23 protein-coding genes and 1 tRNA gene are annotated in these 24,751 nt (G+C 45.3%); 8 read left to right on the plus strand and 16 right to left on the minus strand.

The genetic code is table 11. The features are described 5' to 3' along the window. Positions 1-21: 21 nt before the first annotated feature. The 7 genes from VX941_04140 to VX941_04170 all read right to left on the minus strand — a co-directional run bounded on the left by VX941_04140 (position 22) and on the right by VX941_04170 (position 8,072). Entirely contained in the window at positions 22-747 is a 726-nt protein-coding gene (locus VX941_04140; protein ID MEE2932595.1) for a nucleotidyltransferase family protein, read from the minus strand. Continuing rightward, entirely contained in the window at positions 744-1,748 is a 1,005-nt protein-coding gene (locus VX941_04145) for a phosphotransferase (protein MEE2932596.1), read from the minus strand. The genes VX941_04140 and VX941_04145 overlap by 4 nt, the downstream gene beginning before the upstream one ends. Further along, entirely contained in the window at positions 1,741-2,271 is a 531-nt protein-coding gene (gene tsaE, locus VX941_04150) for a tRNA (adenosine(37)-N6)-threonylcarbamoyltransferase complex ATPase subunit type 1 TsaE (protein ID MEE2932597.1), read from the minus strand. Before tsaE ends, VX941_04145 begins: the two co-directional genes overlap by 8 nt. A 290-nt stretch (positions 2,272-2,561) precedes the next feature. Then, on the minus strand, positions 2,562-3,857 hold the full coding sequence (gene ahcY, locus VX941_04155) for an adenosylhomocysteinase (protein MEE2932598.1): 1,296 nt from the start codon (positions 3,855-3,857) through the stop codon (positions 2,562-2,564). Positions 3,858-4,341: 484 nt separating this feature from the next. Further along, on the minus strand, positions 4,342-5,232 hold the full coding sequence (gene rapZ, locus VX941_04160; GenBank protein ID MEE2932599.1) for an RNase adapter RapZ: 891 nt from the start codon (positions 5,230-5,232) through the stop codon (positions 4,342-4,344). Between the two features lie 447 nt (positions 5,233-5,679). After that, positions 5,680-7,377, minus strand: coding sequence for a stimulus-sensing domain-containing protein (locus VX941_04165; protein MEE2932600.1), 1,698 nt, complete (start codon positions 7,375-7,377; stop codon positions 5,680-5,682). Beyond that, positions 7,374-8,072: a response regulator transcription factor gene (locus tag VX941_04170; protein MEE2932601.1), complete on the minus strand. Its 699-nt coding sequence runs from the start codon at positions 8,070-8,072 to the stop codon at positions 7,374-7,376. Before VX941_04170 ends, VX941_04165 begins: the two co-directional genes overlap by 4 nt. A 292-nt stretch (positions 8,073-8,364) precedes the next feature. Here VX941_04170 and VX941_04175 point away from each other — a divergent pair, with 292 nt between their 5' ends. Both VX941_04175 and VX941_04180 read left to right on the plus strand, forming a co-directional pair. Continuing rightward, positions 8,365-8,997: an SCO family protein gene (locus VX941_04175; protein MEE2932602.1), complete on the plus strand. Its 633-nt coding sequence runs from the start codon at positions 8,365-8,367 to the stop codon at positions 8,995-8,997. 214 nt (positions 8,998-9,211) lie between these two features. After that, positions 9,212-10,807, plus strand: coding sequence for a phosphoenolpyruvate carboxykinase (locus tag VX941_04180; protein ID MEE2932603.1), 1,596 nt, complete (start codon positions 9,212-9,214; stop codon positions 10,805-10,807). A gap of 39 nt (positions 10,808-10,846) precedes the next feature. On the opposite strand, the gene VX941_04185 is transcribed toward VX941_04180, so the two are convergent. The 5 genes from VX941_04185 to VX941_04205 all read right to left on the minus strand — a co-directional run bounded on the left by VX941_04185 (position 10,847) and on the right by VX941_04205 (position 15,625). Continuing rightward, positions 10,847-11,500, minus strand: a complete 654-nt coding sequence (locus tag VX941_04185; GenBank protein MEE2932604.1) for a hypothetical protein — start codon at positions 11,498-11,500, stop codon at positions 10,847-10,849. Further along, positions 11,497-11,781, minus strand: a complete 285-nt coding sequence (locus VX941_04190) for an SH3-like domain-containing protein (GenBank protein ID MEE2932605.1) — start codon at positions 11,779-11,781, stop codon at positions 11,497-11,499. The genes VX941_04185 and VX941_04190 overlap by 4 nt, the downstream gene beginning before the upstream one ends. Positions 11,782-11,851: 70 nt before the next feature. Further along, positions 11,852-12,475 carry a glutathione S-transferase family protein gene (locus VX941_04195; protein MEE2932606.1) on the minus strand — a complete coding sequence of 208 codons (624 nt, stop codon included), beginning with the start codon at positions 12,473-12,475 and terminating at the stop codon, positions 11,852-11,854. 186 nt (positions 12,476-12,661) lie between these two features. Then, positions 12,662-15,418 (minus strand): DNA polymerase I, encoded by a 2,757-nt coding sequence (gene polA, locus VX941_04200; protein MEE2932607.1) that lies wholly within the window; start codon positions 15,416-15,418, stop codon positions 12,662-12,664. 30 nt (positions 15,419-15,448) lie between these two features. Next, entirely contained in the window at positions 15,449-15,625 is a 177-nt protein-coding gene (locus VX941_04205; GenBank protein ID MEE2932608.1) for a zinc-finger domain-containing protein, read from the minus strand. 105 nt (positions 15,626-15,730) lie between these two features. Here VX941_04205 and VX941_04210 point away from each other — a divergent pair, with 105 nt between their 5' ends. The 4 genes from VX941_04210 to VX941_04225 all read left to right on the plus strand — a co-directional run bounded on the left by VX941_04210 (position 15,731) and on the right by VX941_04225 (position 18,534). Further along, positions 15,731-16,711 carry an ABC transporter ATP-binding protein gene (locus VX941_04210; GenBank protein MEE2932609.1) on the plus strand — a complete coding sequence of 327 codons (981 nt, stop codon included), beginning with the start codon at positions 15,731-15,733 and terminating at the stop codon, positions 16,709-16,711. Next, positions 16,708-17,685 carry an alpha/beta fold hydrolase gene (locus tag VX941_04215; GenBank protein MEE2932610.1) on the plus strand — a complete coding sequence of 326 codons (978 nt, stop codon included), beginning with the start codon at positions 16,708-16,710 and terminating at the stop codon, positions 17,683-17,685. Before VX941_04210 ends, VX941_04215 begins: the two co-directional genes overlap by 4 nt. A gap of 56 nt (positions 17,686-17,741) precedes the next feature. Next, positions 17,742-17,818 (plus strand) — tRNA-Arg (locus tag VX941_04220). A gap of 197 nt (positions 17,819-18,015) precedes the next feature. After that, positions 18,016-18,534 carry a methyltransferase domain-containing protein gene (locus VX941_04225; GenBank protein ID MEE2932611.1) on the plus strand — a complete coding sequence of 173 codons (519 nt, stop codon included), beginning with the start codon at positions 18,016-18,018 and terminating at the stop codon, positions 18,532-18,534. Positions 18,535-18,621: 87 nt separating this feature from the next. Here VX941_04225 and rfaE1 read toward each other — a convergent pair whose 3' ends face one another. From rfaE1 to VX941_04240, 3 genes are read right to left on the minus strand one after another with little or no spacing between them, the layout of a single operon-like run. Further along, positions 18,622-20,106, minus strand: coding sequence for a D-glycero-beta-D-manno-heptose-7-phosphate kinase (rfaE1, locus tag VX941_04230; protein ID MEE2932612.1), 1,485 nt, complete (start codon positions 20,104-20,106; stop codon positions 18,622-18,624). Positions 20,107-20,130: 24 nt separating this feature from the next. After that, on the minus strand, positions 20,131-20,685 hold the full coding sequence (locus tag VX941_04235) for an ActR/PrrA/RegA family redox response regulator transcription factor (protein ID MEE2932613.1): 555 nt from the start codon (positions 20,683-20,685) through the stop codon (positions 20,131-20,133). After that, positions 20,682-22,004, minus strand: a complete 1,323-nt coding sequence (locus VX941_04240) for an ActS/PrrB/RegB family redox-sensitive histidine kinase (protein ID MEE2932614.1) — start codon at positions 22,002-22,004, stop codon at positions 20,682-20,684. Before VX941_04240 ends, VX941_04235 begins: the two co-directional genes overlap by 4 nt. Before the next feature lie 77 nt (positions 22,005-22,081). On the opposite strand from VX941_04240, the gene VX941_04245 reads away from it, so the two are divergent. Together VX941_04245 and VX941_04250 are read left to right on the plus strand one after the other, a co-directional pair. Continuing rightward, the gene (locus VX941_04245) at positions 22,082-22,831 is read left to right on the plus strand and encodes an ABC transporter ATP-binding protein (GenBank protein MEE2932615.1); all 750 of its coding nucleotides are present in this window, start codon (positions 22,082-22,084) and stop codon (positions 22,829-22,831) included. After that, positions 22,831-23,649 (plus strand): ABC transporter permease, encoded by an 819-nt coding sequence (locus VX941_04250; protein MEE2932616.1) that lies wholly within the window; start codon positions 22,831-22,833, stop codon positions 23,647-23,649. The genes VX941_04245 and VX941_04250 overlap by 1 nt, the downstream gene beginning before the upstream one ends. A gap of 6 nt (positions 23,650-23,655) precedes the next feature. Here VX941_04250 and cobT read toward each other — a convergent pair whose 3' ends face one another. Then, positions 23,656-24,678: a nicotinate-nucleotide--dimethylbenzimidazole phosphoribosyltransferase gene (gene cobT, locus VX941_04255; GenBank protein ID MEE2932617.1), complete on the minus strand. Its 1,023-nt coding sequence runs from the start codon at positions 24,676-24,678 to the stop codon at positions 23,656-23,658. Positions 24,679-24,751: the final 73 nt, after the last annotated feature.

Genomic DNA, 24,751 nt, shown 5'->3' on the forward strand with positions numbered 1-24,751 from the left:
TTAACCTAGGATCAAAGAAATTCACCGCTTATTCACCGTAATATTTCTCTGTGATATATTAATCTCTGCTAACCTCAGTTCCTCGGGTGTCCCTACATGATACCAATCACCATCATGCACTTGTGCATATAGGCGGCCCTCTGATTCGGCCTTATCGTAAAGTGTGTTAAGTGAGAATGCTCCTTCAGGGGTGTTTTGAAAAAGACGCGGGTGCAAAACCTGAACACCTGCAAAAATATAGGGCGATACTTCTAATTCAGCGCGCCTCTGAGCAATACCGGTACCGTCTACATGATAATCACCGTGCCCCATGTAGGAGGTTAGGCGAACCACTGGGTACAACAAAAGCAGTGCGTCCATTCGATTCTCATCCCATGCCAACGCCAAACGCTTTAGCGCAGGATAAGGACCGTCGACCCAGAGCGCATCGCTATTGATGACGAAGAAAGGGCTCTGCCCAAAGCAACTTAACGCATTCTTAACTCCACCACCTGTTTCTAGGCGTTCCTTTTCATAAATGGTTGTAACGCGCTTGAACTTCGATACGTGATTACAGATTTGATTTGGTAAATAGTGAGTATTAACGATAATTTGCCTAATCCCGTATTCAACGCAGTGATCTAACCCATAATCTATTAGGGGTTTCCCTAATACTTTTATCAAAGGCTTGGGACATTCCGCCGATAGTGGACCCATCCTAGTTCCTAGGCCTGCGGCCAGTAGCATTGCTTTTTTAATAAAGGTCACTCTCGTGTCACCGACGCCGGAGTAATACGATATTTTTTCGGAAAGTAGTCATCAAACCAGGTTCTAACAGGCGTCAATGCAGGATGTCTAAGGTCGCTTTCAAGCCAACGCCATACCCGAGCAATATGCTTCAGATACTGGGGTTTTCCGTCTCTTCTATCTAAGCGAGTAAAGATACCGAGGATTTTTGTACACCTCTGCGCACCAAGTATAGCATACGAACTCGCAAACTTATCCGGATTTAATGTGGGGAAGGCCGACAAATATTGGGACAACATTTGCCTGCTGATATTGGCGGGCACGTCTCTGCGAGCATCCTCCAATAACGATACCAAATCATAGCTCACAGGCCCTGTAACAGCATCCTGGAAATCCAGCAAACCGCAAGCTGCGATACCAGTTTTATTTTTAAGATACATGAGGTTATCAACATGGAAGTCGCGTAATACTATGCTCGATGGCACTTCTCGTGCCCTTTTTAGAGAGGTTCGCCACGCATCAAAAAAGGCTGCTTTCTCAAGATCAGGGGTATCTATTCCCAAGACTGCAGGCATATACCAATCCACACACAGCTGGGTTTCCTGCACCAATAGATCATTGTCATAGGCTGGCACAGTCCCATCATTTTGGTAAGTTCTATGCAAATGGATAAGAACATTGGTTGCTAGCTTGTAAAGTTCAACCTCATCAGACCCAGCCAACAGCCTTTCAGTGTAGGTTGCGTCACCAAAATCTTCTATCAATAAAAAGCCTGCAGTTGTATCTGCCTCAAAAATGTTTGGTGCGCTCAAACCGAGGCCACGAAGTAAATTAGCAATAGTTATGAACGCACTTACATCTTCAAGAGGAGGCGGGGCATCCATAAATACAGCACACTCATTTTTTTTTCGAATGCGTTCGTATCGACGATTAGAAGCATCGCCTGCTAGGTGTGTACGTTCCCCATTTTGCCATTTCACTCGACACAGAAATTTGTTTGCTAAAGTTTTACGATTATGCATCGGTTTCCTCGATGAATACTTTGATAGCATTACTCAATCTTTCTTGCCATGCCAGACCTGGGTCAAAACAAATAAGTCGATGATTTGAAAGCCCTTCCTTACCTGCCTCGAAGGAAATATTGAGTCGAGAGGCTCCACCTAAAGGACCAATACTCTCTGGCCATTCGATTAATGTTATGCCCCCCGCCACAGCAGCATCAAAGCCGAGTTCCTCCACTTCCGAATACGATTGAATCCGGTACAAATCGTAGTGGAATATTGGAATAGCTCCCGTTTCATAGACCTGCATCAATGTATAGGTAGGGCTAGGCACGATCTCATCGTGATGGGTCAAAAACCGAATGAAGCCGCGCGCAAATACAGTCTTTCCGATACCAATCGGCCCCGTTAGGCCTATTACATCGCCAACTGTCGCCACCCTCGCAATGGATTCCGCGAGTCTTAGGCTCGAAGATACATCATCCAATCTAATTGCATCGCATACTCCATTGGTTTTAAGCGGTTGATGTTGAGCAGGTGACATTATATCCTTTGTACATGTGATAATCAGTTATTGTGATTACAGGCGAGTTTAGAGTTTTGCCGGGCTCTTAAATTATTGTAGCGAACATAGGGCCGTTTACTCAAGCGGCCACAGAGTGACAGATTACAGCCGCTTTTGACCTATTACTGCCTTTCCGCTGATCCTAGCGCACGAAAACCGAATGCGTGTCGCACCTGAAAACTTATACGAACGGGCACAAATTCAAGAGTGATTCTTGGAAAAAAGGTGCAAGGAGTTTCACGAATGCGCCAAAGATTTTTGCTAATTTTCTAATATCTATAATAATCTGGTTTAAACGGACCGCTCTGCCCAACGCCAATATATTCAGCTTGTTTTTCTGAAAGAGAACTCAATTGGGCTCCCAGTTTTGACAAATGAAGCTGAGCAACTTTCTCATCTAACGATTTTGGTAACACATAAACTTTATTTTCATATTTTTTGTGATTTTGCCAAAGCTCAATTTGGGCTAAGACCTGATTTGAAAATGACGCTGACATGACAAAGCTTGGATGCCCTGTCGCGCAACCCAAGTTCACTAGACGACCCTCCGCAAGGACAATCAAGCGTTTTCCATCGGCGAACTCAACTTCGTCAACTTGAGGTTTGATATTGTGCCACTTTAGGTTCTTCAAATCGTTAATAGCGATTTCAGAGTCGAAGTGACCAATGTTACAAACAATCGCACGATCTTTCATGTCTCTCATATGGTCCAACGTAATAACGTCTATATTTCCGGTTGTAGTTACAAAAATGTCACCAACTGGGGCAGCAGCCTCCATTGTTGTAACTTCGTATCCTTCCATAGCCGCTTGCAGTGCGCAAATAGGATCCACTTCGGTGACCAATACACGCGCTCCTTGACCTCTCAAACTTATTGCAGAGCCTTTTCCAACGTCACCATAACCAGCTACGACAGCGGTTTTACCAGCAAGCATAACATCAGTTGCGCGCTTAATACCGTCGATAAGACTCTCGCGGCAGCCGTATAAATTGTCGAATTTTGATTTTGTTACAGAATCGTTGACGTTAAATGCTGGCACCGCGAGGCTGCCATTTTTCTCCATCTCATTCAAACGATGAACTCCGGTAGTTGTTTCCTCTGACAATCCACGAACGTCTTCTAAGAGTTCGGGGAACTTTTCATGCATAACTATTGTAAGGTCGCCTCCGTCGTCCAAAATCATGTTCGGCGTCCATCCACCAGGCCCCTTGATAGTTTGATCCATACACCACCAATACTCTTCTTCTGTCTCACCTTTCCAAGCAAAAACGGGGATCCCCTTTACAGCCATGGCAGCGGCCGCCTGATCTTGTGTGGAGAAAATGTTACAAGAAGCCCAACGCACTTCTGCTCCAAGTTCTACAAGGGTCTCAATTAAGACAGCTGTTTGTATGGTCATATGCAATGAACCAGCAATTCGAGCACCAGCAAGAGGTTTTTTTCCAGCATATTCCTCGCGGATAGCAATTAAACCGGGCATCTCAGTCTCAGCAATAGCAATCTCTTTGCGACCCCAGTCGGCGAGCTCAATATTTGCGACTTTAAAATCATTAGACGCTGCCATAAAAACCTCTCTTTTATTAGAAAATCTAAAATGAACTTTACGTATAATTCCATCCCTTCGCCATTTATACTAGCAAAAACGCTTGGATATCAACAAAAATATAACGATATGTTTATGTCGTTATGTTTGAATGCGCCTAGCTATATGGTGATAATTGAAGCTCACTGAGCGGGCTTGTGTTTCAAGCCAAATACTACGCAAACTGTGAATGTAAGGGAAAAGTCCGTATGTAACGCCAAAAAAGTCGCCAAAAAATTAAAATGGACAAGTATATAAATTTGAAATATCGAATACAGCTTGGGGCAATGTTACATCTACAAGATATTCCGGGTATTGATGAGCTTAATCAAGCCCACCAACGCAACATCAAATATATTGCAATTCGAAATCCCTATTAGTTGCAGCGCAGAATTCATCGCCAACATGCCGGTGCGCGAATAAACCCCAACCCTTTATTACAGCCACCTTCCGCCCCGATTCCTGCCTAAAGCATATCGCTACCAGCATCTCGATGTATGTCGCGGTGTATGATACGGACCCGCCAATCTCTGTGCTCCAATCTTTTTGCAATATCAACTGCCACGAATACAGATCTGTGGCGACCTCCAGTGCAGCCAAATGCAATAGTTAAGTAGCTCTTGCCCTCTTCTCTGTAACGGGGGAGACAAAGGGCCAGCATTTCTTCAACCGCGTTTAAGTACTCAGCTACCCCCGGATCTCGCATAATATAAGAACGAACTACCTCATCCTCTCCCGACAACGGGCGGAGCTTTTGATCGTAATGTGGATTCCTCAAAAATCGAACGTCAAGGACTAAGTCTGCTTCACGGGGCAAACCGTGCCGGAACGAAAATGACTTTATAAAAATTTCTGTCCCCGTGCCCTTGCCATATGCGAAATGCTTGGCAAGGACTACCTTTAATTCAGACAAGGTTCGCTCAGTAGTGTCTAATACCAGGTCAGCACGATCACGAAGTCTTAGTAAAAGGCGACGCTCGAGTCCAATGGCATCTGATAGCGGACGGTCAAATGCTAAAGGATGCCGCCTACGCGTTTCAGTGAAGCGCCGCCCGAGCACCACATCCTCACAGTCGACAAAAATTGATAGGACCTCTGCAAAGGGGTTGGCTTTCCAACGCTCAAGTTCGTCCATTACCGTCTCAACCGCAAACCCTCGAGTCCGGAGATCCACCCCTATTGCCAATGGCCTACCATTGCCAAGAAGATTTTTTGGCTCAGGCTGATCGATCAGTCTGCCCAGAAATGAGAGCGGTAGGTTATCAACTGCTTCATAACCTAAATCTTCGAGGAATTTGAGTGACGCTGTGCGCCCAGCGCCAGACATGCCAGTGACTATTAAGACGCGCTCTTTCAAATGTTATAGCCTCACCAAACGTTTATCCAACATAGTGCTCTCTATTGCACATACTGCCACTGAGTTAAGCCACCGGATATGCCTTAGATGCCTAGGGTGTGGTACCGAGTACAGACCGGTTAAACCGAGGCAAGTGGCAACATCCGCCACACACCTAATATTCAAAGCAAAACACTAGTTTACATACAAATGCGTAGAATCGAATGACGAAATTACATATATATCACTTAGAGCCAGCGGCTCAACTTTTCCGAATAACTGCATGTGTGAAAAAATTTATGCTCGCCATGTTTCATAATTGAATAACCTCACCCAGATGTCAACGATATGACCCTACGATCCATCAGGCCCAAAGCTTAATCGCAGCATTCGCAGCTCAAGAAGCTGTGAGAAATTGCGTGGCCATCGCTAACCGGGGCACTTACATGACAGTGCGTTGGGTTTTATTTAAGGTTTTTGCTCCGCCGGAAGAACTACTATGAATCTAGCGCCTCCACTTTCCCCATCATATTGGCCTCGATTCTCGGCTAAAATCTTACCTCGATGCGCCTCGATGATTTGTTTTGAAATAGAGAGCCCAAGTCCGGAATGAGCACCAAATTTCTCACCTTCAGGGCGCTCAGTATAGAACCGGTCAAAAATTGCTGATAGTCTTGATGTTGGTATACCGGGCCCTTGGTCTTCAATTATTACCTCAACGAAATCGCCATTCTTTCTTGCTGTAACTGTAATCTTACCCTTGGGTGGACTAAAGCTAGAAGCATTTCCCAATACATTTCGGAATACCTGCACCAAACGATCCTCCGAGCCTCTCACAAAAAGGGGTATACTCGGGTCTACCTCGACCTCAAACCGCGCAGAACTGGATACGGAGTTCTCTACATCTACCAAGGCCAAAATCATACGGCCAACATCTATTGATTGCATCTCCTCACGACTAAGCTCCGAGTCAAGACGGGATGCATTGGAAATGTCTGTTATAAGACGATCAAGCCGTTGCACATCCTCCAGCACTATGCCCATCAGCTTTGTCTGTCGTTGATGATCTTTCAACTTCAGAGCTGTTTCAACGGCACTTCGAAGAGAAGTCAGGGGGTTTTTAATCTCATGGCTAACGTCAGCGGCAAACCGCTCCGTTGCATCCATACGCTCATGCAACGCATCAGTCATTTCACGTAACACGCGTGAAAGATCTCCAATCTCGTCTCCTCGTGATGAAAAGTCAGGTATTTGTTGTGACTCTCGACCATGCCCCAAGCGAACCATTTCGGCGGCGCCAGCGAGCTGCAAGACCGGGCGGGCTATAGTCCCCGCCAAATAGATGGATAAAAGTATGGTAATAACAAGTGCCGCACCTGATACAACAATGACCTTCTGCCGAAAATCACGAATAGCAGCTTCTATCTCTGTTGCGTCCTGCGATAAAAGTATTGCTCCCACGACTCGCCGCACATTTTGAACGGGTACAGCCACCGACAACACCAAACCACTCTTCCCACCCATACGGGTGATACCCACAACATTACCAGAAAATGCACTCACGACTTCAGCGTAATGGTTGGCGCGAGGCAACACGTCTTCACGATAACGAGATATTTTTTCGCCAGTTGGCAGCCAATTAATACCCCAGTCAATAAGGCCAAATGCCCAATCCCATATCAGATGACTCTCTCCTCTTGGAGATAGTGGTTCTACCTGAATATCCGTTTGCTTGCTGTCGACTATCTGATCCCCATTGAGCACAAAGAGCCGTGTACGCAATTGAGGATCATCACTTAAACGCCGGATAGTATCCCTCGCCATTAGTGGGTTGATGAATTGTCTTCCCGCATGCGTTTCTCCAACTGATGTTTCGCCGAGTGCAGCAGCCACTAATCTACCCTTATTACCCATGACCTCTAATTCTGCGTCAATGAGCCCATCTCTGTACGAATCAGAATAAAATAAAAACCCGATCGGAATTAACAGCGCAACAATATTTACAGCGAGTACTCTCAACGTAAGTGGCGAGATAATGCGCTGCCGGTGACAGTTTCCTCGCCACTTTTTCACCAACATGATGATGGAGCAAAAATAGCCATTTGGTCCGTTAGCCGAGCAACTCAATTTACCGGAACAATTGTTTTCAGCCTTCTTAGTGGTCACGATTGGCCATATCTATATCCCACACCATAGAGTGTCTCTATCTGAGAGAAATCCGTATCAACCTCCCGAAATTTGCGTCTCAGGCGTTTTATATGACTGTCTATCGTTCTATCGTCGACATAGATACTTTCTCCATAAGCCGCATCCATCAGCTGATCACGAGTCTTTACATGCCCGGGTCGTCGTGAGAGAGATTGCAACAAAAGAAATTCTGTTACGGTGAGTTTAATCTCAATACCATTCCAGCAACACAGATGACGTTGAGGGTCAAGTTTAAGCTTCCCACGCTCGATGAGATCTTTTGGCGCACCATCCAAGGGTTCTTCCAACAATTCAGACCGGCGGAGAATGGTGCGAATTCTTTCAATAAGTAATCGCTGGGAAAATGGCTTTTTGATGTAGTCGTCTGCACCCATACGTAACCCTAACACCTCGTCAATTTCGTCATCTTTGGAGGTTAAAAAAATAGCCGGAATTTTGGTGTTTTGTCTTAATCTTTGAAGTAATTCCATTCCATCCATTCTTGGCATTTTTATATCTAAAACAGCAAGGTCGGGGGTAATTTTGGTTAGCCCCTCTAGCGCTTCTTCTCCGTCATGAAAAATCACTACCTCATAGCCCTCTACCTCGAGAGCCATTGAGACCGAAGTTAGAATATTTTGGTCATCATCAACCAAGGCAATTAATTTCTTCATTCACAGCTACCCCTTTTTATTTTTGCCCAAATCTCGGACAGCATAGGACACGATTTTTTCGGTCGACTTAGAATTGAATACAGCTGCATCTCAAAGGTTTTCCTCACCATAGAATATCATAAATGACACTGATGTCTCTGTTGGGGCAGTAAAAAGGCAAAAAAATGGCATTTTCAACGACCATAAAATCCTAAAAAAAGCACTGTCATGCGGCGATTTGCCTACTGTTATGGGTAAGTAAGCACTGTGACAATAACAGTCATTAACATATTTTCGATCCATTTGGTTGTGCATGAAAAATTCTACATCCTTCGCAGTAATTGGGGTTTTGGTAGCCGCACTTTTTTCTATTGCTTTAGCAGCACTCGTGTATTGGCATCAAATTGAAAACACGACTTCAGAGCCGGCCCCAAAAATAGGGTTCTTCCCCGTTATCGATATTGGTGGACCATTTACACTCACCGATCATAATGGCTCAAAAATCACAGAGAAAAGTTTTCCTGGAAAATTCTTATTGATCACCTTCGGCTATACTTTTTGCCCGGATATATGTCCAACGGGTCTCGCAAGAATGACAACCGCACTTGACCGCCTCGGAAAAACCGCAGACCTAGTTCAACCGCTGTTTATCTCAGTAGATCCAAACCGCGATACCCCGGAGTCACTGGCAACCTACGTAGCCCATTTTCACCCAAAAATGCGCGGGCTCACAGGCAGCAAAGTTGAAATTGATAGTGTTACAAAAACATACCGCGTATTGAGCCATGTTGTGCATCAAGATGATTCTAGTGAATATTTACTCAATCATACGACGTTTTTCTACTTAGTAGCTCCCACCGGAAAAATTGCTCGCATTTTCCGCCACGCAACCAGCGCAGACGCTCTTGCAAAGGCTATTTCTGCGGAGCTAGCCAAAAAAAGTTGACGTTGACTAACAACATTTCAATTATTTAGGCTCAAATTTGCAACAATTCTCGCATATAACAGCAAACAACATACCAAGAGACACGTTGATATGTGATTCTCTATTGATTTGAGAGCGGATATCACAGATATCTAGACACTTAAACATGGGGAAACGTTGCTCACCAGAAAACTCGTTGTTTTAATCTATGGTGGACAATAAGAGGAGCGCCAAAGTGGCTACAGAAAAATTTCAGAGCTTAGATGCTCATGGTATCATCAACACAAACTCGGTTTCTTGGAACTTAGCTGCGGCGCCTCTCTATGAAGCCACCATTCGTTGCGATCATGGCAAGCTATCTATTGGTGGAGCTCTAGTTGTTGATACTGGTAAACACACTGGCAGATCCCCAAAAGACAAATTCCTAGTTGAGGAGCAGACAAGCAAAGATAATATTTGGTGGGGCCCCGTAAACCAGAGTACGGATGAGGCCAGTTTCAAAAATCTACACCGTCGTATACTCTCCTATTACCAAGGGCGCGATCTTTATGTACAAGATCTTTATGCCGGGGCTGAGAAAACCAATCAGCTTTGTGTTCGTGTTATCACGGACATTCCATGGCACAGCCTATTTGCGCGAAATATGTTCATCCGCCCAACTTCTGAAGAGTTAAAAGGCTTCGAGCCAGACTTAATAATTTTACATGCACCATACCTTCATGCTTCACCCAATGTGGATAATACCAATTCTGAAACTGCCATTATGATGAATTTTTCAGAGAAGATAGTGCTTATCTCTGGATCCGTATATGCAGGTGAGATAAAAAAATCAGTTTTTTCGTATCTTAATTACACCCTTCCGGCAAATGGTGTTTTACCCATGCACTGTTCAGCAAATATAGGAGCAGCAGGTGATGTAGCTATCTTCTTTGGCCTTTCAGGTACAGGTAAAACCACTCTGTCTGCCGATGGATCTCGCACTTTAATTGGTGATGATGAGCATGGTTGGTCTGACAACGGGGTGTTTAATTTTGAAGGTGGCTGCTACGCAAAAGTTATCAATCTTTCCAAAGAAGCGGAGCCAGAAATCTTTGCAGCTTCACATCGATTTGGAACAGTTCTCGAAAATGTCGTAATGGATCCGGACACCCGGTACCTTGATTTGTTTGACGACAGCAAAACTGAAAATACCCGATCTTGCTATCCAATCGATTTTATCCCAAACACAGAACCAACAGGAATTGGGGGACAACCGAAAAATATTGTGATGCTCACAGCAGATGCATTTGGTGTTCTTCCACCGATAAGCAGCCTTTCTGCTGATCAAGCTATGTACCATTTTTTATCAGGTTATACAGCGCGCCTAGCCGGCACCGAAAAAGGAGTAACAGAGCCAGAGGCAACTTTTTCCACTTGCTTTGGGGCCCCCTTCATGCCACGTCATCCATCAGTTTATGCAGAAATGCTAGGTGAGAGGATAGAGAAGTCTGGCGCAAAATGTTGGTTAGTCAATACTGGTTGGTCAGGCGGAGCATATGGCACAGGTGAACGAATGAAGATTTCCTACACTCGGGCCATGGTTAGGGCAGCTCTGGATGGTAAACTGACCGATGTCACTTTTAATCCGGATCCTCATTTTGGGGTTTCGGTGCCCAACAGCTGCCCTGGTGTGCCAGGAGAGGTCTTAGACCCGCGCAGCACATGGCAAGACAAATCGGCTTACGAAAATACCGCTAAAAACCTGCGTGCCAGATTCGAAGATAACTTTAAACAATTTGAGGATCACGTTAGTGAAGAGGTGAAAAAAGCAGGTATTTTTGCTTCCTCGTAAAAACAGAGAGATTCCGGAGTTCAAATTTTCATTTTTTGTTTATTCTATTTTTAGCTTAAAAATCAGAACGGGTGGTGTCTTCGTGAGACTCTTTATGTTCCAAACATAAACCACAGACTTTTTTATTTGGTAAAAAGAATCTGCATTGTGCTTTAAAACCATCGCGTTAGTTTGAATACGAAAGCGACCATTAGCTTTTAAGCTTACTCTTTCCAAGGCCTTGATAAGTTCGTTGTTAGGCTTGTCGCCAATGATCTTCACTAACCATCTTTTTCTGTTTTCCGATTTATCTGGCACTCGGCTTATGGAAATTAAGCGAGAATTAAAGCGAACAAAGTTGAAAGAACGCTCTTTGTTCAAATTTCCATCGCGTTTGTAGGCCACGCGAAAGGTTGAGTCTTTTATGTGCTGAATATGCCGGACCCTTTTTTCTAAAGAAGAGCCTGGGCCGAAACCCTTGTCACGCGCAAGGTCGCGTTGGATGGTCGAAATTTTCTTCGCAACTCCAACATCATTAAGCTTGCCTAAATTAATTTCTTTTAAAAGGCCTAAGTGAGTGAGATTCCCATTATACCGGAAAATATAATTCCCACTTCTATCTATTTGCAGTTGGGCGTCAAAATCAGATGGAAAATAACAGCCACAAAGAAGCGAAAGTACCGCTGCTGCAGAAAGTCTTAATAAGCAGGTCAAGCGATTTCTAACCAATGCTCATAGAGATCCAACACCATAGTATCCTTAGCAGGGCCAGAATAATCTGACCAAATCTTAGTTTGTTGGAATCGAACTCTATAAAGCGGTAATTTGGACCCGTTATCGGTGCCGTAGGCGAGCTCCTCCGGGTTTGAAAAAACACCCTCGAAGCTCTCAACAATTCCTGTTTTGCCACGTACATAAGCGGGTGTACGAACATGTCCATCTGGATCGATCGCTAACACTTTTACATTTTCGCCAATACGGTATTTAACTTTCATTGTATTTCACTGATCCATCTTGAATATGACCACAGTATCGCTCGGCCATCGCGTCCGGTGCAAAAACAGATCATTGCAGGGGAATGAGGCAATGGTGATAAGCTGGACGTTTTTTTAACCTTTCAAACCATGATAAAAGATTGTGCATACTACTTGCCTCTTCTGGCCGCAACTCGATCCAACGTCTGGCGTGCACGCCCAACGGCACATCTCCTAAAGTGAATTGTGAGCCACTAACAAATTCCCTGTCAACCAAGTGTGTATCAAGTATTTTCCAGAGAGGCGTCGCCTTTTCGATCCCAAGCTCAACCTCTTGCATGTTGCGCGTCTCCTCACTTTCTCTTACGAGGTTCCGGAAAATCAAAAACATTGGTGGGTTAACGGTCGTGCTGAGCCACTCCATCCAACGATCAGCTTCTGCTCGCGCTCGCGGATCATCTGGCCAAAGGGTTGTCTCGTGTCCATACTTGCAGGCTAGGTAACGGATTATAACATTTGACTCCCAAAGCACGAATCCATCGTCTATGACTGTTGGCACTAAACCATTCGGGTTCATGTCAAGGTAATCTGGCTGGTCATTTTTCCCAAATTTTCCACCTACGTCCTCACGACTGTATTCAATCCCAAGCTCATCACAAACCCAGAGAACCTTCATTACATTTGAGGAAGTGTTCCGTCCAAGAATTCTTAACATAAAGTAATTCCTTCTTTGATTATCACAATCACAGCCTTTTTTATCTCGATTGTCAGAAGAGCATCCACCAGCAGAAACAAATCCATAACAACAAGCAAGACACAATGCCCATGCTACTAACGTTAGGGAAGGTTAGTAGCATGCAGTGACAAATGTAAATTTATATTTTCACTTTGTAAGCTGTTATCAGTGAGCTTCATCCCAGTTATTACCAATGCCGGCCTCAACTTCCAGAGGCACGCACATTTTTACTGTTGGCCCCGCAGCTCTCTCCATCACTTCAGTAATAATCTTAGCCACTTCATCCACTTCATTATTTGGTACTTCGAATAAGAGCTCGTCGTGAACCTGAAGTAGCATTGCTGCTTCTGACCCATGCCTCTGAAGCGCCTGCGGCACCCGAATCATAGCGCGTTTAATAATGTCAGCCGCTGTTCCTTGAATTGGGGCATTTATAGCCTGGCGCTCTGCATAATTACGACGCATGTGATCCTTATCATTGATGCCCGGCAGATGGATGCGCCGACCGAAAAGCGTTGTAACCATTCCAGTCTTGCGACATTCGCTCTTCAAGCGCTCCATATAAGCCTTGATGCCAGGGTATTGTTCAAAATAAGCATTGATGTAAGACCTAGCATCTGTCTGATCAATGCCCAGCTGCCGCGCTAGTCCAAAAGCGCTAATGCCATATATAATTCCAAAATTAATAGCTTTTGCTTGGCGCCGCATTTGTGGATCCATATCATTCAATGGTATACCGAAAACTTGCGATGCAGTCGTAGCATGAATGTCGGCTCCTCCTTTAAAGGCCTGAGCTAAGGAGTCGATACCCGCCATATGAGCAAGAACCCGAAGCTCAATTTGTGAATAATCAAATGACATGAGCTTATGTCCAGGTTTCGCAACGAATGCTTGTCGGATTTTTCTCCCTTCATCAGTCCTTATTGGAATATTCTGTAAGTTTGGATTAGTGGAAGAAAGACGCCCAGTTTGGGCTCCCGCCATCGCATATGATGTGTGGACGCGCCCTGTTTCCGGATTTATCTCTTTCACTAATGAGTCTGTATAAGTACTCTTGAGTTTTGCTAGCTGGCGCCACTCAAGCACCTGCGTAGGCAAATCATGACCCTCTAAGGCAAGGTCCTCTAGAATTTTTGCACTGGTTTGATAGGCGCCGGTCTTAGTCTTTTTTGCGCCAGGCAAACCCAGCTTTTCGAATAAAATCTGCCCAAGCTGTTTGGGAGAATTAATATTGAAGTCTTCACCGGCAAGGGCTCTAATTTCATCTTCAAGGGCAGAGAGCCGCTTAGCCAGATCGCAACTCAATTTCGTCAATAGGTCTTGATCAACACGTATTCCGTTTTTTTCCATTTGAACAAGTATGGGAATTAATGGCCTTTCAATAGTTTCGTAAACGGTAACCATTTTTTCATCTAACAATCGCGGCTTTAAAATACGATGCAACCGAAGGGTCAAATCAGCATCCTCAGCTGCATAGTTACAAGCTTGTTCAAGGGGCACATAGTCGAAAGTGATTTGTTTCTGCCCCGATCCAACCACGCTTTTATATTTTATGGTTTTGACATTTAAATGATGGTCCGCGAGATCGTCCAAACCATGCTTCCCTGAACCGCCTTCAAGAACGAAAGAACACACCATTGTATCATCGACAGGCCCAACAACTACTCCATATCTGAGCAAAATGAGAGAGTCATATTTTATGTTTTGACCAATTTTTATTAGTGATTCATCTTCTAGCACGGGCCTAAGCATATCAAGCACAAGAGACTGAGGGAGCTGTTTTAAATCTTGATCTTGTTTTGAATTGTTATGTTCAATCACACTGGGACTACTTGGCTTTTGTATTCTCTTGTGTGCAACTGGAATATAACAAGCCTTGCCCGGGTTTACCGACAATGAAATCCCCACTAATTCAGCTTTCATTGGGTTCAAAGAGGTAGTTTCAGTATCAATTGAGACCAACCCTTCCCGATAAATTTTCTTTATCCAATCTTGGAGGGTATTTTTGTCCTGGACAACCTTATAATCCACATGCTCATAAGTCTCATTCTGCTCCTGTTGATTGTTTTGAGATCCTGTATTCAATCGAGAAATAATTGATTTGAATCCCTGCTCGCTAAGGAATTGTATGGTTTTATCGCTATCAATTTGTTTCCGAGCGAATTCTGATAACGAACTTGGCACCGGAACATCCTGCTTCAGCTGCACCAGTTTATGAGAGATGCGCGCTTGCTCCGAAAATTCAATAAGGTTTTCCCGTCGCTTTTTCTGTTTTACTTCGTGGGCATGCTCTAAGAGAGTCTCAAGGTCACCATACTCGTTAATTAACAAAGCCGCTGTTTTTATGCCTATGCCAGGGACCCCGGGTACATTGTCGACTGAGTCCCCCGCTAAGGCCTGCACCTCAACAACTTTTTCAGGTACTACACCAAATCGCTCAATCACCTCTTCTGATCTAATCAGGCGGTTTTTCATAGAGTCAAACATCGATACCCTACCACCAACTAGCTGCATTAAATCCTTATCTGAAGACACGATTGTCACACTTGCTCCTGCCTCAGCTCCCATTTTCGCATAAGTGGCAATTATATCATCAGCCTCATAACCCGGCATTTCGACGGCTGGAAGCCCGAAAGCCTTGGTAGCTTCTTTCACCAAGTCAAATTGGGGGATCAAGTCATCCGGTGGTGGCGGCCGATGTGCTTTGTAATCGGGAAAGATATCATTACGAAAAGTTTTCCGCGCAGCATCAAAGATAACCGCTATATGGTCTGCATCACTTTCTTCGACTAACTTCAGTAACATCTGTGTAAACCCGTATACGGCGTTGACTGGTATGCCATCAGGACGCGTCAAAGGCCTGACCGCATGGTAGGCGCGGAAAATAAATCCAGAGCCATCTACTAAATACAAATGTTCCATTATTGCCCCACCATTTTTATAAATTCCTTCTTACCCACCTACCGACGTATCTAGCTTCAACAACTTAAATTGCCTGCCGCAATAAGGGCACTCAATTTCCGTATTATCACCCATATTTAGGAAAATACGCGGGTGTCCAGAGGCTCCACTTCCACCATCACAGCTCACCTCCCTTGTCTCTACGTTAGTCACTTCAATTGGTTTCATTTACGGTACTATCCTTCCATAGTTAATCTGTATCCATGGTTGACCACTGGTGAGCTTGGATGATAGCGAATGCCTCGCGACAATCAATCGCCTAGGAGGCACAAATTGACTGATTCTTATTGCAAGCCCCCCAAGCTAGCTGTTGAGATTCACGGATTAACAAAAAGCTACGCTAGTTCAAAAAAGAGGCCCGCAATAACCGCGCTAGAAGAAATAAATCTATGCGTTCCCACGGGGTCTCTATTTGCTTTATTAGGCCCTAACGGCGCTGGAAAATCCACTTTAATAAACACTCTTGGTGGACTTATAACTAAGAGCGCCGGCAGCGTTAAAATTTGGGGCATTGATATAGATAAATACCCACGGAATGCACGCTCAGCCATCGGAATTGTTCCTCAAGAACTTAATATGGATGCCTTTTTCACTCCCCGTGAATACCTCAATATGCAAGCGGGACTTTATGGAGTACCACCCGCAGATACCAAAACGGATGAGATCCTTGACCGTGTGGGGCTCTCTTCTGTAGCCGACTCATATGCCCGAACCCTCTCTGGCGGAATGCGTCGCCGACTTCTAATTGCAAAAGCTATGGTTCACGATCCGCCGGTTCTAGTTTTGGATGAACCAACAGCCGGTGTTGACATAGAACTACGCGAACAGCTTTGGGAAAACATCCGCATACTCAATCGAGGTGGGGTAACAGTACTAATCACCACCCACTATCTTGAGGAGGCAGAAAAACTTTGTGATCGTATTGCTATTATCCACAGGGGAGAATTGATCGCTTCAGAGAGAAAAGAAACCCTTTTGTCTCGAATTGATGAAAAAACTTTGATTATAACCACTGACAGTCCGCTCGTTGAAGTACCCTCCAATCTTTTGCGGTTTTCTCCTTCACTCACTCAAAACGGGGCGGTCATGATCAATTATAAAAAAGGTATAATTCAGGTTGGCCAAATTCTGGAGGAATTTAGGAAAGCTCGGCTAACCATCGCTGATATTAAAAGTAAGGAAACCAATCTCGGGGACATTTTCCTACAGTTAACTCAAACTTCGCCCAATAGAGAAAAAGACCCAGCAGAATGAAACATGCCATGGTGTTAGCTGCTGCACTATTATTTTTAAGCTCATGTGGGCCCCGCTATATTGAACCTGGACCTGTATCTCAGGCGACGGCTTTAGACCAGAATAATTTTATTATGAATGACGGCATAAAGCTTCCTTTCAAAAAATGGGGGCCAGAAATCTCTCCACAATTCGTCGTTCTCGCAGTCCATGGCTTCAATGATTATTCAAAGGCCTTTGAAAAACCTGCAGCTTATTGGGCCAAGTTCGGTGTAACCACCTATGCCTACGATCAGCGTGGGTTTGGGGGAGCACCATTTGCCGGGCGCTGGCACGGAGCCCAGTCATTAACAGCTGACCTCATAGCGATTGCTCGCATGATTCGTTTGAAACATCTTGGCGTGCCGCTTTTTTTGTTAGGAGAAAGCATGGGGGGAACCGTTGCGATAGTGGCATCAGCACAGCATAGTCTGCCTCCGCACGATGGAATAATTTTAATAGCACCAGCAACATGGGGACGTGCAGCTCTACCAGCTTGGCAAGAATCTGCATTATGGATGTTGACCAAGTTTGCACCTGGCCTCGGTGTAAGCGGAGGAGGCTTCGGACGCAAACCTTCTGATAACCTTAGTATGCTAAGGCAACTATCTACAGATAAGAAAATAATAAAACGCACACGCATTGATGCTGTAAACGGCTTAGTAGACCTTATGGATATGGCCCTCTCTAGTGCAAACCAACTAAAGGGACCAGCATTAATATTATACGGAAAACAGGATGATATTATTCCAAGCAAAGCGCGCCTCTTGCTAGAAACGCGCTTGTTGAACCGTTCTTCTAATATCGTCATCAAAGAATATGAGAGCGGTTACCACATGCTTTTGCGAGATTTAAATGCGAAAGATGTTTGGAATGATATTTTGGACTGGATGAAAAAACCAATGCGCTCACCATCACATGGCATGCCTTACAGGGTTCCAAAATATTCAAACTAACTTTAGTAAAACTAGCTAGCATAGTATTGAAGATTGCCTTAGGTTCCTGCTCTTAGGCGCCCGTAGCTCAGCTGGATAGAGCGACGCCCTCCGGAGGCGTAGGTCAGGGGTTCGAATCCTCTCGGGCGCGCCATTTAGAAAAACATTCGCACAGCCACTGTTTAAAAAGGCATTATTAACGGGCTAAAAATCGAGAGATTTACGCTTTGCTTTCGATTTATAAGAAGCCCGCACAATCTGATACATTGACGACACGTGGTGGAGGCCTGTACCTAGTAGGGTACTGAAAATTTTTATCTTATTGTCTAATAATCACCGGAAGTGCCTATCATGAAATTAAATATTGGTGGATCGACTCCAACAGCTGATTGGAAAAATATGCACCCAAGCGAGAATGCTGATGCCGATTATAAGGGCGACTTTGGAGATTTGGGCCAGTTCTCAAATGATTCATTCGATATAATTTATAGCTGTCATCTGTTACAGCGTTGCGGTTACAAAGAGGAAATACCGCAGGCACTCAGGGAGTGTCTTCGCATTCTTAAACCAGGCGGTGAGCTTATGGTCAGCGTGCCCGATATGGCTGCACTCTGCATACTATTTGTTCATGAGAAGATAACGCCCGACCACCAATGGCATTTAATGCGGATACTATTTGGCGGCGAAATTGATGAAGATGACTTTAATGCTACCGGCTTCACTGCCGATTTTTTAGGTAGCTTCCTAACGGACGCTGGCTTTGAAAATATCAAATGCATCGACGATTTTGGCCTTTTTGATGATGTAAGCACAGAAAAACTAAATGGAATTTCTGTTAGCCTTAATATGAAGGCTGTGAAACCGGCCTAATCACCCATAGAAATACAACTATCACTCGATATGGAAATTTGACCACTGATGCGCACCATGATCGGGGGGGCTGGAACTTAAATGAGCTCAATTAGTCTGAACAAAATCTTTACCCTCAAGTTTTTCAATTGTATCCGTCGTGCTGTGACCAGGCAATATGTCCGCCAGCATCACTTCTCCTCCCCACTGCATTACTAAATCGCCCCCAACGACGTCTTTAAGCTCATAATCAGAACCTTTGATAAGAACGTCTGGCCGCAATGCTTCAATTACTGCAAGTGGTGTCGCATCATCAAATATTACCACCAGATCAACGTCAGCGAGCGAAGCCAATACTTGTGCTCTGCTCGATTCACTCTGTACCGGTCTTTTTTCACCTTTCAGTTGACGCACAGACCGATCACTATTAAGGCCAACGATCAATCGGTCACAGTTTTCTTTAGCTTGGGAAAGAAGCGAGATGTGGCCCGGGTGAAGCAGGTCAAAACAGCCATTCGTGAAGCCGCACCGGAACCCCTTCCCCCTCCACAAGGCTATTTTATTTGAAGCCTCGCTCAGAGCTAAAACCTTAAGTTCAGATCCCATCAGGGCAGTCTCATGTAAGACTGAAAGGATTTCTGATGTATGGACAACTGCAGTGCCATTTTTACCAACAACAATTCCAGCTGCAATATTGGCAAGAGCAGCAGCCGTTTTGAGGTCTGCGCCTATATCAAGTGCAACTGCCACTAACGCCACCACCGTATCACCAGCGCCGGAGACATCAAATACCTCTCGCGCACGTGCCTTTAAGTGGGTGGCCTCTTCCATAGTTACAAGACTCATGCCTTGCTCACTTCTTGTGGCGAGAACAGCTTTTACGCCTGCATTCTGTATTATTTTACGTGCGGCTGCGACAACTTCACTGTCACAGTTTACGGTCATGCCACTTGCTCTGCGTAACTCTTGGAGGTTCGGAGTTATTAAGTCAGCGCCACGGTAAATATCAAAAAAATTACCTTTCGGATCAATTATTACCTTTGTGCCATTTTGCATAGCCACGTCAATCAAGATGCGAATTAAGTCAGCCCCCAGGACACCCTTCCCGTAATCGGAAAGCACAAGAACACCGTTACTTTTTGAGAGCTCCTTCCGTACAGCTGATACAATGGCGTTTGAAGTGTTTTCGGTTACCGGCGATGTCACTTCTCGATCAGCTCGTAACAATTGCTGTCGCGCTGCAAGGTATCTGGACTTAACAGTCGTGGGGCGATCTTTCTCAAAAACTAATTTTGCCGAAAGATTATCCTGCACCCTTAATAAATTTTCAACACAGCGGCCTGGTTCATCATTACCAACAACAGAGATGAGGCGAACAGCTGAACCCAACGCCGCTATATTGCGAACGACGTTACCCGCCCCCCCCAGCATTGCTGTCTCTGTCTCAACCTCAAGCACAGGAATTGGCGCTTCTGGAGATAATCGATTTACCTGACCCTCAAAAAACCGATCCAACATTACGTCTCCAACGCATATAATGTTCCCCGCATTAAGCTTTTCAAGAAGTCCATTTAAGGAAAACAAGTCAGACACCATTATGAATAATCCATTCGATTCCTAATTCCGCGGAGCATGCTTATTCAGAATGCGCTGGAGTGTGCGCCGATGCATTTTTAACCGTCGCGCTGTCTCAGACACATTGCGGTTACATTGCTCATAAACCCGCTGAATATGTTCCCACCTGACTCGATCAGCTGACATCGGATCTTCCGGCGGCAATGGCAGCGGCCGTTCAGTTTCCAAAAGGGCCGCAGCAATTGCATCGGCGTCTGCCGGCTTCGGAAGGTAGTCAACTGCTCCAGCCTTCACTGCCTCAACGGCGGTGGCTATGTTTCCATAGCCCGTTAGAATAACAATTCTTGTCTCAGGGCGGCCCTCGCGCAGCGCCTTTACTATTTCTAAACCATTTCCATCCTCTAATCTCAGATCGACGATCGCGTAGGCAGGTGGGCGCTGAGCGGCTAGTTCAATACCCTCAGCAACACTAGCAGCCACTTCGGGGAAAAAATTACGCTTCTCCAGTGCTCGAGCTAATCGGTTTCGCAGTGGAGCATCATCGTCCACGATAAGAAGTGTCCTATCCGCAGGTAATCCAGCTGTGAATTCCTTCACTTTCTTTCTCCATCCAAAGACTCTTTAATCAGAATAGCGCGTGTCCAGCTAATCTCAACCTTTCCGCCATTCTGGTTGCTGAAACTTAAATGTGCACCAGTGCGTTTTAACAACGTTTGCGCGATAAAGATGCCCAGACCCAGATTCTCCCCTGTTGCACTGCGTGTCGATATGTAGGGCTCACCAATCATTGCAAGAACCGATGCTCTAAACCCTGGCCCATCATCGCGCACTACTAACCAAACAGTTTCTTTATCCCAGTTTAAATCAAGCCATACCTGACTGTGAGCAAATTGAATAGCATTTTGAATTAGGTTTCCTAGACCATGCATCATTTCTGGACCATACGGTAGATATGGTTCATCTCCAACAGCATCCGCTTGAATATTGACAGAAATATCAATAGTGCCTGATTCATGAGAAGCACGAGCAGTTTCAACTAGCGCTGAGAAAGGTAATCGCTCGAAAGGGCCCGATGCAGAGGCCTCCGGCGCTTGCGCGAGACCAGTGATTATATGGCGACACCGTTCGGACTGGCTCAATAGTAGTTGGACGTCCTCAGCGATGGGACTGTTAGCCGGGATCTCTTTCGAGAGTTCATTGGCAACCACAGTTATTGTAGCCAAAGGAGAGCCTAGTTCATGAGCTGCCGCTGCCGCCAAACCGCCCAAAGCCGAGACCCTCTGCTCACGCGCCAAAGAAGTTTGTGTTGCAGCCAATGCCTCCCACATGCGCCTAGCTTCCTCTGAGACCGACCAAACATAAGTCGCAATAAAAACTACCGCTACGGCCAGGGCCGTCCAAATTGCTAATCGATAGGTTGGTTGGAGTTCTATCGGTGAACCACTCCAAGGTAGGGGCAAGTGATATTGCCCCAGGAGCGAGATACAGATCATAGCCAATACAATCAAACCAATGGTAGCACCCCGGGATAAAATCGTCGCAGATACCATTGCTGGAGCAATTATAAGAATAACAAATGGATTAGCGAGCCCTCCGGTCAAGAAAAGCAAAACGCTGAGTTGTAAAACGTCGAACCCAAGCAATAAAAATACTTCTCGTTCTGTAAGCCGACGCCGCTCACGGCCTCGGCTTGCCAACACTACGTTGGAGGAAACAAGGCCGAATATTGCTCCAAAACATGCAATCAAAGGTAACTCGAAACCTAGCCCAAAAAAAACTAATAAAACTGTCACAGTTTGGCCTGCTACCGCCACCCAACGTAACAATATAAGCGTGCGCAAATGAACTTGCCCGCCTTGTATCACACTCAAACCAGTGTGCGTATTGTCATCACTCTCTTTTGCGCGCCTAAACATCTTCTAACCCCTGCAGCGAATAAAAAAAGTTTGAGCTCTTGCTTTTAACAATGTAGGCCGACCATATTAGGCAAATTATGACAGAAAAAATCATCATATCAGTCTTGAAGCTTTCGAAAAAGTTTGGTGACGTTCGTGCTGTCGATAACATCTCTTTTGATGTAAAGAAAAATTCGATAATCGCGCTACTGGGAGCCAATGGCGCTGGAAAAACAACCACTATAGCAATGCTGTTGGGCTTGTTGGTGCCCTCGTCAGGTGAAATATCAATATTTGGCATTGATATACTCAAAAGCCGCTATTCTGCACTTTCACGTATGAACTTTTCTTCACCCTACGTCGACCTCCCCCAACGGTTAAGTGTTTATCAAAACCTAAAAGTTTATGCCCAGCTTTACGGTATCGCAAACGAAAAAGAACGCTTAAGCGTTTTGGCAGACGACTTGCAGCTTAATGATTTACTCCACAGAAAGTATAGAACTTTGTCAGCTGGTCAGCGAACGCGTGTGATGCTAGCGAAATCATTATTAAACAATCCCGAACTGCTTTTGCTGGATGAGCCCACCGCTAGCTTGGACCCCGATAGTGCAGACTGGATACGACACTATCTTTGCGATTACCGTGAGCGGACCGGTGCGTCCATAATGCTCGCAACTCACAACATGCAAGAAGTTGAGAGATTATGTGACCAAGTTCTCATGATGCAGGGAGGCCGTATAACTGACGCTGGTACACCCTCTGAACTTATTGAGGCATATGGTCGCGATAGTTTGGAGGAGGTTTTTCTAGCCGTTGCTCGCAAAGCTCCCCCAAAGGGAATGAAATAATGCAAGAAATATCTAAAAATATAAAACACTCGTTTAAACGCATTCGCGGGTTAGTGTTGAGGTACGTTTATCTGATAAAGGGCTCGTTGCCGCGTCTTTTAGAACTAGCATACTGGCCAAGCATACAGCTTGTACTCTGGGGTTTTATCTCGCAATTCTTTCTCACCCAGTCATCTGTACTAGCAGAAGCAGCAGGTATTCTAATAGGAGCCGTTTTGTTATGGGATGTTCTATTTCGTGGCCAGTTAGGCTTCTCAATTTCGTTTTTGGAAGAACTATGGTCTCGTAATTTAGGCCATATTTTCGTTACACCACTTCGACCGTATGAGTTTATTCTGGCATTGATGGGAATCAGCTTGATCAGGGTTTTAATAGGGGTAGGCCCGGCGATAATGCTAGCGATCCCGCTCTATCATTTTTCAATCTTTAGCCTAGGTTTTCCACTTATTGCATTTTTTACGAACCTGCTCATTTTTGGCTGGGTGATCGGTTTGTTAGTAACCTCTTTACTTCTGCGCTTTGGGGTTGGAGCCGAGAGCCTGGCATGGGCACTAATATTTTTGATAGCGCCTGTCAGTGCGATTTACTATCCCGTTTCAATACTACCAAATTGGCTTCAGTGGATTGCATGGATACTTCCTCCTGCACACGTTTTTGAGGGGATGCGCGCAGTATTAGCTCAGGATTACTTCGACAACACGCTTCTTTTTAATGCTTGTGCCCTAAATCTAGTCTACCTCCTCATATCAAGCATAGTTTTTCTCTACAACTTTAACGCAGCGAGACGAGAGGGGCGTTTGTTACAGATTGGAGAATGAAAAAAACTAAAGTTTTTCATGTATGTTTGCCTCCTTAAAACTTGCCATGCCAATGTGGCAAGCTACCGCGCCCTTCAGAATTGCAAGAGCCATAACCGCACCCGAAGCTTCGCCAAGACGCATATTTAGGTCTAATAGGGGTGCTTTGCCAAGCACATCAAGGAGCATGGAATGGGCCGGCTCAGCCGATAGGTGCCCTATAATACAATGATCCAATGCAGTGCTGTCGATCTTGTGCAATACGGCTGCCGCCGCCGTCGCAACATAACCATCTAATATTACTGGGACCCTTGCAATGCGAGCTGCGATGACTGCACCTGCGATTGCCGCTAATTCGTGCCCCCCTAGCCGACGCAAGCACTCCAAAGGGTCGTCGAGATGTGAACGATGAAGAGCCAGTCCCTTCCTGATCACCGCAACCTTGCGCTCAAGAGCCCTTTTATCGATCCCTGTACCAGTCCCGGTCCAATCTTGAGGGGCTCCCCCAAACAAGGCACACGATAGCGCGGCTGCACTCGTCGTATTACCGATTCCCATCTCACCAACACATATAACATCAACTCCATCCTCGACCGCCATCATACCGTAAGCCATCGCACCCGCACATGCAGATTCAGAAAGGGCTGGCGACTCAGTAAAATCATTTGTGAAATGATCTAACGCCATCTCATAAACACGAAGCTCGGCATCATAACACTTACAAAGCTGGTTAACCGCTGCACCACCAGATCGAAAATTTGCCACCATTTGTTGGGTTACATCAGCAGGGAAAGCTGAAATGTGGTGCTGTGTTACACCATGGTTCCCGGCAAAAACAGCGACTCGTGGTCTTTCAAGACAGGGGGGGTGGCGGCCCTGCCACGCACAGAACCATTGGTTTAGGGTTTCCAAGTGCCCCAAAGCCCCAAACGGTTTGGTCAAAATTGCCTCGTGATCCTTTCCACGTTCCATGGCTTCATCATCCGGGCCGGGAAACCGCTTCATAATATCACGCATTTCTTGAAAACTGTTGGCGGAGGCTTCACTCATTGTAAAATCTAACAAAATCTGTGCATTTGGGGTAAAGGCTGACATACTTAATTAACTTTGATCTTACATATGT

The sequence above is a fragment of the Pseudomonadota bacterium genome (assembly GCA_036339585.1).
In the GTDB taxonomy this organism is placed as follows: Bacteria; Pseudomonadota; Alphaproteobacteria; order UBA8366; family UBA8366; genus UBA8366.

Coding starts and splice junctions, on each gene's coding strand:
- cobT (MEE2932617.1), bottom strand. CDS start 24,678: ATGAGTGAAGCCTCCGCCAACAGTTTTCAAGAAATGCGTGATATTATG.
- VX941_04195 (MEE2932606.1), bottom strand. CDS start 12,475: ATGTTAAGAATTCTTGGACGGAACACTTCCTCAAATGTAATGAAGGTT.
- VX941_04240 (MEE2932614.1), bottom strand. CDS start 22,004: ATGTTTAGGCGCGCAAAAGAGAGTGATGACAATACGCACACTGGTTTG.
- VX941_04225 (MEE2932611.1), top strand. CDS start 18,016: ATGAAATTAAATATTGGTGGATCGACTCCAACAGCTGATTGGAAAAAT.
- VX941_04175 (MEE2932602.1), top strand. CDS start 8,365: ATGAAAAATTCTACATCCTTCGCAGTAATTGGGGTTTTGGTAGCCGCA.
- polA (MEE2932607.1), bottom strand. CDS start 15,418: ATGGAACATTTGTATTTAGTAGATGGCTCTGGATTTATTTTCCGCGCC.
- VX941_04145 (MEE2932596.1), bottom strand. CDS start 1,748: ATGCATAATCGTAAAACTTTAGCAAACAAATTTCTGTGTCGAGTGAAA.
- ahcY (MEE2932598.1), bottom strand. CDS start 3,857: ATGGCAGCGTCTAATGATTTTAAAGTCGCAAATATTGAGCTCGCCGAC.
- VX941_04190 (MEE2932605.1), bottom strand. CDS start 11,781: ATGAAAGTTAAATACCGTATTGGCGAAAATGTAAAAGTGTTAGCGATC.
- VX941_04205 (MEE2932608.1), bottom strand. CDS start 15,625: ATGAAACCAATTGAAGTGACTAACGTAGAGACAAGGGAGGTGAGCTGT.
- VX941_04170 (MEE2932601.1), bottom strand. CDS start 8,072: ATGAAGAAATTAATTGCCTTGGTTGATGATGACCAAAATATTCTAACT.
- VX941_04215 (MEE2932610.1), top strand. CDS start 16,708: ATGAAACATGCCATGGTGTTAGCTGCTGCACTATTATTTTTAAGCTCA.
- VX941_04245 (MEE2932615.1), top strand. CDS start 22,082: ATGACAGAAAAAATCATCATATCAGTCTTGAAGCTTTCGAAAAAGTTT.
- tsaE (MEE2932597.1), bottom strand. CDS start 2,271: ATGTCACCTGCTCAACATCAACCGCTTAAAACCAATGGAGTATGCGAT.
- VX941_04250 (MEE2932616.1), top strand. CDS start 22,831: ATGCAAGAAATATCTAAAAATATAAAACACTCGTTTAAACGCATTCGC.